This window comes from Mycobacterium sp. 1081908.1, assembly GCF_001673535.1.
Lineage (GTDB): Bacteria > Actinomycetota > Actinomycetes > Mycobacteriales > Mycobacteriaceae > Mycobacterium.
In genome coordinates, this window is the sequence record NZ_LZLY01000054.1 from 1 (window position 1) to 12,675 (window position 12,675).

Genomic DNA, 12,675 nt, shown 5'->3' on the forward strand with positions numbered 1-12,675 from the left:
CCGAATTCGATGAGCGCCTTGAGCATCTGGGCGATCAGCGAGGCGCCGTTGGTGAGGATTTCCCGGCGGCGGGCCCGGCGGGGCCCAGAGGCCGATCAGGGTGGCGGCCCCGAAGGCCCCGACGGCGAGCCCGACCAACCCGCTGCCGACGGCGACACCGACCGGGTGTCGCTGTAGGACCGAAGGTGGAGTTGCGGGGGTTGATTCCTCAGCGGTCACTGTGCCTCCTACTAGTCGCTGCGTTACGTCGGCGACGGTAGGAAGCCGCGCTGAAGTCAACCTGAAGAGCGGCCCGTGGGGCTCATATCTTCAGGTTCGGTTCAGAAATCGGCAGCGACGTCAGCCGACGACGGCCGGCTCGGGCGACGGCTCGACACCCTGCGCCTTGCGGCGATGGTGCCGCCGGAACTGGCGGATCTCGATGATCAGCCCCGTCAGCCCCAGGGCGCCGGTGCACACCGACACCAGGAGCAGCAGGGGGCTGGGGTGACTGGCGAGCGCGTCGCCGAGGATCACGACGGCGGCGGTGCCGGGCAGCAAACCGGCCAGCGTCGCCAGCGTGTACGGCGCCACCCGCACGGCCGATGCGCCGGCCGCGTAGTTGATCGCCGAAAACGGCACCGCGGGGATCAACCTCAGCGAGAAGATCGCCAGCCAGCCGCGCTCGCGCAGGCGCTCGTCGACCGTGTCGATCGAGCGGTGGCGAACCAGCCGGTTGAGCTGCCACCCGGCCGCGCGCACCAGCAGCATCGCGATGACCGCGCTCGCGGCGCTGGCGACCACCGCGATGGCCACCCCCAGCAGGGGGCCGAACAGCAGCCCGGCGGCCAGGGTGAATGCGGTGCGGGGGACCGGCACCACGGTGACCACCATGTGCGCGGCGAGAAACGCCACCGGGAACCACGGACCCACCGACTCCGCCCAGTCCCGCATCTGCACCGGCGTCGGCAGGGGAAGCCAGGTGGCCACCGCGACCAGGACTGTGATACCGACCACTGTCGCGGCCGTCCGCGGCCCGGACAGCTGACGGGCCGTCGCGGCCAGTGCGCAGCCGACGGCGCGCAGTCGCTCGGTGATTTTGCAGGTGGCGGAAGCCGTCACGCCTGTCAAGGTTACGGGGCAGAGCCGAATAAGTCCTTTCCCGAGGCTGGCGTTTCATCGCCGCGCCCGGCCGGCGCGCCCCGGTCGCCGCCCCGCGCGGTTTTTTGCCGGGAGGGCCGATCAATTAGCCTCGTCAGTAAGTGGCAGAGCCCCATTTACTGGGAAAAAGGGAGCAATCGGTGTCCATTGATGTACCCGAACTCGCCGACCTGGAGCAGGTTCGCGGGCGTTGGCGCAGTGCCGTCGCCGGTGTGCTGTCGAAGAGCTCGCGCAAGGATCCCGAGCAACTGGGGGACGAGCCCGAACGGCTGCTGGAAACCCCGACCTATGACGGGATCGCCGTCCGGGCGCTCTACACCGCGCTCGACGAGCTCCCCGAACCCGCGCTGCCCGGCGAGTGGCCCTACGTGCGTGGCGGCGACGCGGCCCGCGACGTCGACGCCGGCTGGAAGGTCGCCGAGGCGTTCCCCGCGCCGGGCTGCGATGACCCCAACGCCGCGGTGCTGGCCGCCCTCGCCGACGGCGTCAGCGCGCTGCTGGTCCGGGTGGGCGAGCGCGGGGTGGCGGCCGGCGAGCTCGGGCGGCTGCTCGCGGGCGTGTACCTGGATCTGGTGCCGGTGATCGTGGACGCGGGCGCCGACTACGCCGAGGCCTGCGACGCCGTGCTGGCGTTGGTCGACCAGGTGGATGCCGACAAGCGCGGCGCCCTGTCGATCGACCTCGGCGCGGACCCGTTGACCGCGTCGCTGAGCGGCCGGGAATCCCCGTCGACCGAGCAGGCGGTCGCCGTGGCCACCCGCGTGGCCGGACGCCATGGCGTGCGCGCGGTCACCGTCGACGGGCCCGCCTTCCACAACCTCGGCGCCAACGCGAGCTGGGAGCTGGCCGGCAGCCTCGCGGCCGCGGTGGCCTACCTCCGGCTGCTCACCGAGGCCGGGGTCCCGGTCGGACAAGCGTTGCGGCAGATCAGCTTCCGGCTGGCGGCCGACGACGACCAGTTCATGACCATCGCCAAGGTCCGCGCCCTGCGCCAGCTGTGGGCGCGCGTCGCCGAGGTCGTCGGCGAGCCGGAGGCCGGCGCGGCGGTGGTACACGCGGAGACCTCGCTGCCGATGATGACCCAGCGCGACCCGTGGGTGAACATGCTGCGCGGCACGGTGGCCGCGTTCGGCGCGGGCGTCGGCGGCGCCGACACGGTGCTGGTGTTGCCCTTCGACGTGGCCATCCCCGGCGGCTTTCCCGGCGTGGGACGCGGCTTCGCGCGCCGCATCGCCCGCAACACCCAGCTGCTGCTGCTGGAGGAGTCGCACGTCGGACGGGTGTTGGACCCGGCCGGCGGATCCTGGTACGTCGAGGACCTCACCGAGCAACTCGCGCAGTTGGCGTGGCAGCAGTTCCAGGCCACCGAGGAGCGCGCGGCCCGCGGCGGGTTCGCCGACGCGCGCGACTACATCGCCGAGCAGATCGCCGGCGTCGCCGCGCGGCGCGCCGACGACATCGCGCACCGCCGCACCGCGATCACCGGCGTCAACGAATATCCAAACCTGGAGGAACCGCCCCTGCCGCAAGGGGACCCGCCATCCGGAACCCGGCGCTACGCGGCCGAGTTCGAGGCGCTGCGGGACCGTTCCGACGCCTTCCTGGCGCGCACGGGCTCGCGCCCCAAGGCGTTGCTGCTGCCGCTCGGCCCGTTGGCCGAGCACAACATTCGGACGACGTTCGCGGCCAACCTGCTGGCGTCGGGCGGCATCGAGGCGATCAACCCGGGGCCGGTCGACGCTGCCGGGATCGCGGCCGCGGTGGCCGAGGCCGATTCGGCGGTGGCCATCGTCTGCGGCACCGACAAGCGCTATCACGACGAGGCATCGGGCGTCGTGGAGGCGGCCCGAGGCGCCGGTGTGACGAGGGTGTACCTGGCGGGCCCGGAGCAGGCGCTCGGAGACGCCCCGCATCGGCCGGACGAATACCTGACCGCGAAAATCAATGCGGTGGAAGCCTTGTCGAACCTGCTCACCCGGTTGGGAGCGTAGTGCCATGACGATGACCACACCTGCCATCGGCAGCTTCTCCGACGTCCCGCTGCACGGCGATCGCGATGCGCGCCCACCCGCCGAGGCCGCGGCGCAGCAGCATGCCGCCGCCGACTGGCATACGCCCGAAGGCATCGACGTCAAACCGGTGTACGTCGCCGCCGATCGTGCCGCGGCGGCGGCCGAGGGTTATCCGCTGAACAGTTTCCCGGGCGAGCCCCCCTTCGTGCGCGGCCCCTACCCGACGATGTACGTCAACCAGCCGTGGACGATTCGCCAGTACGCCGGGTTCTCCACCGCGGCCGATTCCAACGCCTTCTACCGCCGCAACCTCGCCGCCGGCCAGAAGGGCCTGTCGGTGGCCTTCGACCTGGCCACCCACCGCGGCTACGACTCCGACCACCCCCGCGTCCAGGGCGACGTCGGAATGGCCGGTGTGGCAATCGATTCCATCCTGGACATGCGGCAGCTGTTCGACGGCATCGACCTGTCGGCGGTGTCGGTGTCGATGACCATGAACGGCGCCGTGCTGCCGATCCTGGCGCTGTACGTGGTGGCCGCCGAGGAGCAGGGGGTGCCGCCGGAGAAACTGGCCGGCACCATCCAGAACGACATCCTCAAAGAGTTCATGGTGCGCAACACCTACATCTATCCGCCCAAGCCGTCGATGCGCATCATCTCCGACATCTTCGCCTACACCAGCGCCAAGATGCCCAAGTTCAACTCGATCTCGATCTCCGGGTATCACATCCAAGAGGCCGGTGCCACAGCGGATTTGGAGCTGGCCTACACCTTGGCCGACGGCGTCGACTACATCAAGGCGGGCCTGGACGCCGGGCTGGACATCGACAAATTCGCGCCCCGGCTGTCGTTCTTCTGGGGCATCGGCATGAACTTTTTCATGGAGGTCGCCAAGCTGCGCGCCGGCCGGCTGCTGTGGAGTGAGCTGGTCGCGGGATTCGGCGCCAAGAACGCCAAATCCCTTTCCCTGCGCACACATTCGCAGACCTCGGGCTGGTCGCTGACCGCCCAGGACGCCTTCAACAACGTCGCGCGCACCTGCATCGAGGCGATGGCCGCCACCCAGGGGCACACGCAGTCGCTGCACACCAACGCGCTGGACGAGGCGCTGGCGCTGCCGACCGACTTCTCGGCCCGGATCGCGCGCAACACCCAGCTGTTGCTGGCGCAGGAGTCGGGCACCACCAGGCCGATCGACCCGTGGGGCGGCTCCTATTACGTGGAGTGGCTGACGCACCGGCTCGCGCAAGCGGCCCGCGGCCACATGGCCGAGATCGCCGAGCACGGCGGCATGGCGCAGGCCATCGACGACGGCATCCCCAAGATGCGCATCGAGGAGGCCGCCGCGCGCACCCAGGCCCGCATCGACTCGGGCCAGCAGCCCGTGATCGGGGTCAACAAGTACCAGGTCACCGAGGACCAGGAAATCGAGGTGCTCAAGGTCGAGAACAGCCGGGTGCGCGCCGAGCAGTTGGCGAAACTGCGGGAGCTGCGGGCCGCCCGGGACTCCTCTGCCGTCGAGGCCGCCCTGGCCGAGCTGTCGCGCGCCGCGGCCGCGCATGGCCGCGCGGGTGAAGACGGCCTGGGCAACAACCTGCTGGCGCTGGCCATCGACGCGGCCCGGGCCAAGGCCACCGTGGGCGAGATTTCCGACGCGCTGGAAAAGGTGTATGGCCGTCACCAGGCGGAGATCCGTACTATCGCCGGGGTCTACCGTCACGAAGCCGGAAAGGCGACCAACATCGCAACCGCCACCGAATTGGTCCAGAAGTTCGCCGAGGCCGACGGTCGCCGGCCCCGGATTCTGGTGGCCAAGATGGGCCAGGACGGCCACGACCGGGGGCAGAAGGTCATCGCCACGGCGTTCGCCGACATCGGTTTCGACGTCGACGTCGGGTCGCTGTTCTCCACGCCCGAGGAGGTGGCCCGCCAGGCCGCCGACAACGACGTGCACGTCATCGGCGTCTCGTCGCTGGCCGCCGGGCACCTGACGCTGGTGCCGGCGCTGCGCGACGCCCTGGCCGAGGTCGGACGGCCCGACATCATGATCGTGGTCGGTGGCGTCATCCCGCCCGGCGACTTCGACGAGCTGTACGCCGCCGGGGCCACCGCCATTTTCCCGCCCGGAACGGTGATCGCCGACGCCGCGATCGGCCTGCTGCACAAGCTTGCCGACCGGCTTGAATACAAGCTGGATTAGCGCGCATTCACCGAATGTGTTGGTGATCTTGGATCGTCACCGACGCGCCCGAATCGTCGCCCGATCCCGGCGCGCGATGCATTCATGATCGGGCGATTGTCCGACGGGTAATCGCCCATTTTGAAAGCCCGTCAAAGGGCAAAAGTCTCTATCGCCTTCGCGCTAAATAGGCTATTCTCCGGCAAACCTTTTCGGGAAAGGTGGCCCTGATGCCGGTGTTGGCCATTCCCACTTATCCGGCAGACCAGTTTATTCCGCGTAGCTACCCGCAGCTCACCGCGCGACTCTTCGCGGCTTACGCGCTGACCTCGACCTGGGTGATCGTCTGCGTTATCGCCCACATGTATTTCCAGAGGGTTGTCTTTTCCAACGATTTATGGTGGCTGCAGTACTACGTCGGCAATTACGCGCCGGGATTTGTGCGGCGCGGTCTCGGCGGCGAACTGATCCGCATATTCGCCCCCGGGCACTACTTCACCGCCGCCTACGCGATGCTGTGGGCGTCGATACTCGTTTGGCTGATCGCCCTCGCCGCGCTGGCGTGGCGGATTCTCACCGTCCCGTCCGGGGGAGCCAGGTCCCAGCGCAAGGTCATGCTGGCCCTGCTGGTTCCGGTGCTGCCCTTCTCGCTTTCCTACGCCATCTACAGCCCGCATCCCGAACTCTTCGGGATGACCGCGCTGCTGGCCTACAGCGTCGCCCTCACCGCGGTGAGCACCCCCCGCGCCAGGATGAGCCTCAGCGCGCTGTACGGAATCGCGATCGCGGTGCTGGTCCTGATGCACGAGGCGATCCCACTCGCGTTCGCGCTCGGAGCGGTTTTGGCGATCGTCGTCCTCGCGAAGGATTCGGCACGTGCCACCCAGCGAATGTGCGCCGCCTTGGCGGTCGGTCCGGGGATCGTCTCGACGCTCCTGGTCGCCGCGCTGGGGCGCCGCGACGTCGCGGCGCAGTTATGTGCCCACGTCCCGCACGGGATGATCGAACATCCGTGGGGGGTTTCCACCACGCCGCAGAAAGCCCTCGACTATATGCTCGGCCGGGTCGAGAGCCGGACGGACTTTCACGACTTCATGTGCAATAAAGTGATCCCGATTTTCGACTCCGACACGGCCGGCGCCGTATACATGGTTTTGCATTGGGGCTTCTTCCCGCTGCTGGGCGCCTTTGTCCTCGGGGTGGTGTATTTCGCCGGAACTGCAGGGACAATCCGGTATTTCTCCGGCGTTCCGGTCCGTGCGTTCCTCGGCGAATTTCGTCATAATCTCGTCCTGCCCCTGTTGGGGGCGGCGTTGGTGGTCCCCCTGTTCGTCACCGCCGTCGACTGGACCCGGTGGTGGATATTGATCACGTTCGACGTGGCCGTCGTGTACCTGCTGTACGCGGTCAGCAGACCGGAGATCGAGCAGGTGCCGTCGAGGAGAAACGTCCTGCTCTGGGTCTACGTGGTCGTCGCCCTGGCGTTGCTGCCGACCGGGGCGGCCAACAACGTCGGCGTGTGGAGCGTGCACCTTTTCTGACCGGGCGGCCCTATACGCTGGGGGATCGTGTCGGAAATCGAGGCGTTGGCCGAGGCGGTTCGCGGCGGCGATCGTGCGGCGCTGCCACGGGCGATCACCCTGCTGGAGTCCACGCGCGCCGACCACCGCGAGAAGGCCCAGCGGCTGCTGCTGGAGTTGATGCCGCACGCCGGCAACGCGCGCCGCGTCGGCATCAGCGGGACCCCGGGGGTGGGCAAGTCCACCAGCATCGAGGCGCTCGGCATGCACCTGATCGAACGGGGCCACCGGGTCGCGGTGCTGGCCGTCGATCCGTCGTCGACCCGCACCGGCGGCTCCATCCTCGGCGACAAGACGCGGATGGCCCGCCTGGCGGTCCACCAGGACGCCTACATCCGTCCGTCCCCGACGTCGGGCACCTTGGGCGGGGTGGCCAAGGCCACGCGGGAAACCATCGTCCTGCTGGAGGCCGCCGGGTTCGACGTGATCCTCGTCGAGACGGTCGGCGTCGGCCAGTCCGAGGTGGCCGTGGCAAACATGGTCGACACCTTCGTGCTGCTGACGCTGGCGCGCAGCGGCGACCAGCTGCAGGGCATCAAGAAGGGCGCGCTGGAGCTGGCCGACATCGTCGTGGTGAACAAAGCCGACGGGGAGCACCTGCCCGAGGCGCGCAAGGCCGCGCGGGAGCTGTCCGCGGCGATCAGGTTGATCCATCCGGGCGAAACGCTCTGGCGGCCACCGGTTCTCACGATGAGCGCGACGGAGGGTACCGGCCTGGCCGAGCTGTGGGAGACGATCGAGCGCCATCACCGAGTGCTTTCCGACGCCGGGGAACTCGACGAGCGCCGGCGGGCGCAGCAGGTCGATTGGACGTGGCAGATGGTCCGCGACACGGTCCTGGACCGAGTGATGTCCAACCCCGGCGTCCGCAAAATCCGCGCCGACCTCGAACGCCAGGTCAAGGCGGGGGAGCTGACGCCCGCGCTGGCGGCGCAGCAAATCCTCAAGGCCGCGTCCACCTAACGGAAAGGTAAATTAACCGCGGTTTTCCCGGCGGAAGGTATGGAATTTAAGTAAATTCGATAGCGTGACGATGGAGTCTCGGGTCGCTCGCCGCGCGGTCCCTGTTCACGATGGCCCCGACGCAGGTCATCGCGTGTCCGGCGCGGCGGATCCACACTTTTCGTGCGTCGTTCGAGCCTTCTCCACCATGTTCCCGGCCCGCCGATTCGGTGGTGGGGCCCTGGCCGTCTACGTCGACGGCCGGCCCGCCGTCGACGTGTGGAGCGGCTGGGCGGACCGGGGTGGTCACGTGCCGTGGTCTGCCGACACCGCACCCATGGTTTTCTCGGCAACCAAGGGCATGGCCGCCACGGTCATCCACCGGCTCGCCGACCGAGGGCTCATCGACTACGAGGCGCCCGTCGCCGAGTACTGGCCGGAATTCGCGGCCAACGGCAAGGCCGAACTCACCGTGCGCGAGGTGATGAGGCACACCGCCGGGCTGTCGGGCCTGCGCGGCGCCACCCAGGAAGACCTGCTCGACCACGTCGTGATGGAGGAGCGCCTGGCGGCCGCCCCACCGGGACGCCTGCTGGGCAAATCCGCGTATCACGCGCTGACGTTCGGCTGGCTGATGTCGGGGCTGGCCCGCGCGGTGACCGGAAAGGGCATGCGCGCCCTGTTCCGCGAGGAGCTGGCCGAGCCCCTGGGCACCGACGGGATGCACCTGGGCCGGCCACCGGCCGGGTCCCCGACGCGCGTCGCGCAGATCATCATGCCGCAGAGCATCGTCGGCAACCCGGCCCTGTCCTACGTGACGCGCAAGGTCGCAAACGAGCTGTCCGGTGGCTGGCGCTCCATGTACTTCCCCGGCTTCTTCGCCGCCGCCCAGGGTGAGATCCCGCTGCTGGACGGCGAGATCCCGGCGGCCAACGGGGTGGTCACGGCCCGCGCGCTGGCGCGGATGTACGGGGCGATCGCCAACGGCGGGGAGATCGACGGTACCCGATTCCTGTCGCGGGAGCTGGTCGCCGGCCTGACGGGCCGGCGCAGCCTGCGTCCGGACCGAAACCTGTTCGTGCCGTTGGCCTTCCACCTGGGCTACCACAGCCTGCCGATCGGCAACGTGATGCCGGGCTTCGGGCACGTCGGGCTGGGCGGTTCGGTCGGCTGGGCCGACCCCGCGGAAGGCATCTCGTTCGCGCTGGTGCACAACCGGTTGCTGACACCGTTCGTGATGACCGATCACGCCGCGTTCGTCGGGATCTACAAACTGATCCGCGACGCCGCCGCGAAGGTCCGCAAGCGCGGCCTGCAGCCGGTGACCGAGTTCGGGGCGCCGTTCTCGGAGCCGGGAGCCGTCGCCGGCTAGGGCGGCCCGCCCGGCGATCCCGCAAACGAATCCGGCTGGATGGTTTGCTGAAAACATCCATGCTCGAACACGTCGGTCTCATACGCTCCGACCGCGGGATATACGGGTTATGGGCAAGGGTTCGAGGGGGCGTTTCGGAGGGAATTCGACTCCCGGCATTCGGGTGGCGATCTCCGTTTTGCGCGGCGAAAGGGCTTGTCGCCAAGGCGACTTGCCCCAAGGGGGCGGCTACCCGATGCGTGAACACTATGAATCGACGCTGGACCACTCGGCCGTCGGCCTGCTGCCGCGGGCCGCTTCCGCCGCGGCCGCCGAGCGCGACGCCCCCTCGGGGACCACGACCGCGCCGACAGGGACACCGCCGCGGCGGAGAGGCACGTTCGCCCTGCTGGCGGCGGTGGCCTGCACCGTCCTCGGCGCCAAGCTCATCGTCGTCTCCACGCTCGGCTCGACGGTGCCGCTGCTCGATCAATGGGACGGGGAGGGCGCGGGGCTCTATTCGCCCTACCTGAGGGGCGCGCTGTCCGTCACCGATCTCTTCGCCCCGCACAACGAACACCGCATCTTCGTTTTCCGGCTGTTTGCGCTGGCCCACCTCGAGCTGGCCGGCGAGTGGAACACGCGCCTCGAGATGATCTTCGGCGCGATCGTGCACACCGCGGCGATCACCTGGTTCGCGGCGCTGCTGATGCCCCTCGTCGCGGCGCAACGCCGGTTGCTCCTGGCGTGCTTCGTCGCTTTCCTGTTTGCCGTTCCGGTGGTCTACGAGAACGCGCTGTGGGCGTTTCAGGGCCAGGTGTACCTCGCCCTGTTCTTCGGCGTCGCAACTCTGGCCGCGTTGGCCGGGGCGCGGCCGTTCTCCGCGTGCTGGTTTTGCGGGTCGGCCGCCGCGATCCTCAGCTACTTCTCCTTCGCGACCGGGGTGGCCGCCGTCCTGGCGGCGGTGCTGCTGGTGGGTGTGCAGTTGGCGACCAACGCCAGAACGCGGTGCGGTCGTGAGTTCGCCGGGTTCGTCGTCCTGGCGGCACTCGCCCTGGCGATGGTCGTGTGGACGGCGTCGTGCGCGCGTCCGATGAGCACTCCGTGGACCTTCATCCAGGGATTGCTGGTGCTGTTTGCCCTGGCCGGGTTCGGATTCGTGCCATCGGTCGCGTTCTGCTACCGCACGATCGCGAGGCGCCCCGGGATCTCGGACCGCGCCTGGGTGGCGGTGGCAATTTGCGGGTGGCTCGCCATCCAGTTGGTGTTGTTCGCCTATGGCCGTGGGGCCGCCGTCGGGGTGCGCTATTTGGACATCGTCCTGCTCGTCTATCCCGTCGGACTGATGGCGATGTTCGCGCTCGCCGACGATGCGCGCGCGACGCGGTTCAGCCGGTTCGGGGGCGCCGCGAGGTGGATGTTCGCCGTCGTCGCGGCGATCGCACTGCTGGGCTACTACGGGTCGGCGCTCGGGGCCATCGATTGGCGCAAATCCGCACAACAACAGACGGTCCACGCGCAGGCCTACCTCGCTCGGGGAAACGTCGACAACCTCAGGTCGACGGGCCGGGGCGGGCACGGGATCGAGCTCGCCCACCCGAACCCGCAGCGGCTGGCCCAGGTTCTCGGCGATCCCTACGTCAGGGCGATCCTGCCGCCCGAAATCCGGCCCGCGGACGCCGACAACGCCGGGGCCCGCAACCGCATGTGGCTCAAGGGGGCATTAGCCAGGGACACCGCCACGGCGGTCCACCTCATGCTCGCGGCGGGACCCATCCTGCTGGCGCTGGGGGCGGGCTTGTTTTTTGCCGCCGGAGCGCGACGGACCGCGACGTGAATTAAACGTTGCGGCGGCGTTTCCGTTCGGGCGGATTTGCTGAAAACGCCCACGTTCGGGAACCTCAACTCATAGGCTCCCCACAGTAAGCCGTGAACGTCGAGGTAGCTCGGGTATGCCGGAGCGATCGCAAGAAGGAAAGCAGTGGGGAGGCGGCGGTTCACATGGTGGCTCAATCCGATAAGCGCATCTGCATCATCGGCGGCGCCGGGCACGTCGGGCTGCCGCTGGCGCTCGTGCTCGCGGACGAGGGTTTCAACGTCGACATCCTCGACACGAACGCCAGTGCCCTGAAGACGATCATGGCCGGCCGAATGCCCTTCGTGGAGAACGGGGCCCAGGATCTGCTCAAGCGGTTGCTGCCCACCGGGCGCATCTCGGCGACCACCGATTCGTGGGCGGTCAGGAATTCCGACATCGTGATCTGCGTCGTCGGGACGCCGGTGGACGAATACCTGACGCCGAAGGCGCATACCTTTTTTCGCATCATCGACGAGATCAGCCCGTACTTCCACGACGGGCAGACGCTCGTCCTGCGCAGCACCGTCTACCCGGGGTTGAGCCAGCGCGTCCACGACATGTTCGCCGAGCGGGGTATCGGCGTGCACGTCACCTTCTGCCCCGAGCGCATCGCGCAGGGCCACTCGATCCGCGAGCTGAGGGAGATTCCGCAGATCATCAGCGGGTTCGACGCCGAGGGGTGCCGGATCGTTCGCGAGCTCTTCTCGCGGATAACCCCCGAGATCATCGAGGTGGAGCCGCAGGAAGCCGAGCTGGCCAAGCTGTTCTGCAACGCCTACCGCTACATCCAGTTCGCGGTCGCCAACCAGTTCTACCTACTCAGCCGCGAGGCCGGCCTCGACTTCGACCGCATTCATCACGCGGCGACGTACAAGAACAAGCGTGTCGACAGCCTGCCCAGAGCCGGGCTGGCCGCGGGCCCGTGCTTGCTGAAGGACACCATGCAGCTCGCCGGCTTCAGCAACAACAACTTCATGCTGGGACACGCGGCCATGCTGATCAACGAGGGCCAGCCGCAGTTCATCGTCAACCAGCTCAAGCGGCGGGTCAACCTGCGCGACAAGACCGTCGGCCTGCTCGGCATGACGTTCAAGGCCGACTGCGACGACACGCGCGACTCGCTGAGCTTCAAGCTCCGGCACCTGCTCATGCTCGAGGCCAAAAAGGTGATGCTGCACGACCCCTTCCTGGACGGCCCGGATTACTACGCGCTGGACGCGGTGTTGGGCCGTGCCGACGTCCTCGTCATCGGCGTGCCGCACTCGATCTATCGCGGCCTGCAGATACCCAAAGACAAGATTGTCGAGGATGTCTGGGGCTGCTTGGACGTGACGGAGGCCGAAGCGGGCGCGAAGAACGGGACCCCGTTGGCGACGCTCGGCACCGGGACACCGGCCAAGTGAAAGTTCTGGTAACCGGTAGCGCGGGTGATCGTCGTAGCTCTTCTTGACCTTGCCGTACTTCGAGTAGTTGTCGATGCCGACGACCTCATGGCCGGCACGCAGCAGCTCGTCGACCACGTATCCGTTGATGAATCCCGCGCTACCGGTTACCAGAACTTTCACTTGGCCGGTGTCCCGGTGCCGAGCGTCGCCAACGGGGTCCCGACCGCC

Annotated in this window: 8 protein-coding genes and 1 pseudogene; 7 read left to right on the plus strand and 2 right to left on the minus strand. The window is 68.4% G+C overall.

Annotation, left to right across the window (positions count from 1 at the left end; all coding sequences use genetic code 11):
- Window positions 1–339: 339 nt before the first annotated feature.
- A complete protein-coding gene (locus A5655_RS07505; RefSeq protein ID WP_067007579.1) occupies window positions 340–1,101 on the minus strand; it encodes a TVP38/TMEM64 family protein in 762 nt (253 codons plus the stop codon).
- 179 nt (window positions 1,102–1,280) lie between these two features.
- Here A5655_RS07505 and mutA point away from each other — a divergent pair, with 179 nt between their 5' ends.
- The 7 genes from mutA (at window position 1,281) to A5655_RS07540 (ending at window position 12,465) form a co-directional block, all read left to right on the plus strand.
- Window positions 1,281–3,131: a methylmalonyl-CoA mutase small subunit gene (gene mutA, locus A5655_RS07510; protein WP_067007583.1), complete on the plus strand. Its 1,851-nt coding sequence runs from the start codon at window positions 1,281–1,283 to the stop codon at window positions 3,129–3,131.
- Window positions 3,132–3,135: 4 nt separating this feature from the next.
- Window positions 3,136–5,352: a methylmalonyl-CoA mutase gene (gene scpA, locus A5655_RS07515; protein ID WP_067007586.1), complete on the plus strand. Its 2,217-nt coding sequence runs from the start codon at window positions 3,136–3,138 to the stop codon at window positions 5,350–5,352.
- 209 nt (window positions 5,353–5,561) lie between these two features.
- Entirely contained in the window at window positions 5,562–6,872 is a 1,311-nt protein-coding gene (locus A5655_RS07520) for a hypothetical protein (RefSeq protein ID WP_231999098.1), read from the plus strand.
- Between the two features lie 27 nt (window positions 6,873–6,899).
- Window positions 6,900–7,874, plus strand: a complete 975-nt coding sequence (gene meaB / locus A5655_RS07525) for a methylmalonyl Co-A mutase-associated GTPase MeaB (RefSeq protein ID WP_231999099.1) — start codon at window positions 6,900–6,902, stop codon at window positions 7,872–7,874.
- 70 nt (window positions 7,875–7,944) lie between these two features.
- Entirely contained in the window at window positions 7,945–9,225 is a 1,281-nt protein-coding gene (locus A5655_RS07530; protein WP_369807190.1) for a serine hydrolase domain-containing protein, read from the plus strand.
- A 235-nt stretch (window positions 9,226–9,460) separates the two neighbouring features.
- Window positions 9,461–11,041, plus strand: coding sequence for a hypothetical protein (locus A5655_RS07535; RefSeq protein ID WP_067007597.1), 1,581 nt, complete (start codon window positions 9,461–9,463; stop codon window positions 11,039–11,041).
- Between the two features lie 167 nt (window positions 11,042–11,208).
- Window positions 11,209–12,465 carry a nucleotide sugar dehydrogenase gene (locus A5655_RS07540; protein WP_231999100.1) on the plus strand — a complete coding sequence of 419 codons (1,257 nt, stop codon included), beginning with the start codon at window positions 11,209–11,211 and terminating at the stop codon, window positions 12,463–12,465.
- A gap of 93 nt (window positions 12,466–12,558) precedes the next feature.
- Here A5655_RS07540 and A5655_RS29355 read toward each other — a convergent pair.
- Window positions 12,559–12,627 (minus strand): annotated as a pseudogene (locus tag A5655_RS29355) (hypothetical protein); the annotation flags it as partial.
- Window positions 12,628–12,675: the final 48 nt, after the last annotated feature.

Coding starts and splice junctions, on each gene's coding strand:
- scpA (WP_067007586.1), top strand. CDS start 3,136: ATGACGATGACCACACCTGCCATCGGCAGCTTCTCCGACGTCCCGCTG.
- A5655_RS07520 (WP_231999098.1), top strand. CDS start 5,562: ATGCCGGTGTTGGCCATTCCCACTTATCCGGCAGACCAGTTTATTCCG.
- A5655_RS07530 (WP_369807190.1), top strand. CDS start 7,945: ATGGAGTCTCGGGTCGCTCGCCGCGCGGTCCCTGTTCACGATGGCCCC.
- A5655_RS07535 (WP_067007597.1), top strand. CDS start 9,461: ATGCGTGAACACTATGAATCGACGCTGGACCACTCGGCCGTCGGCCTG.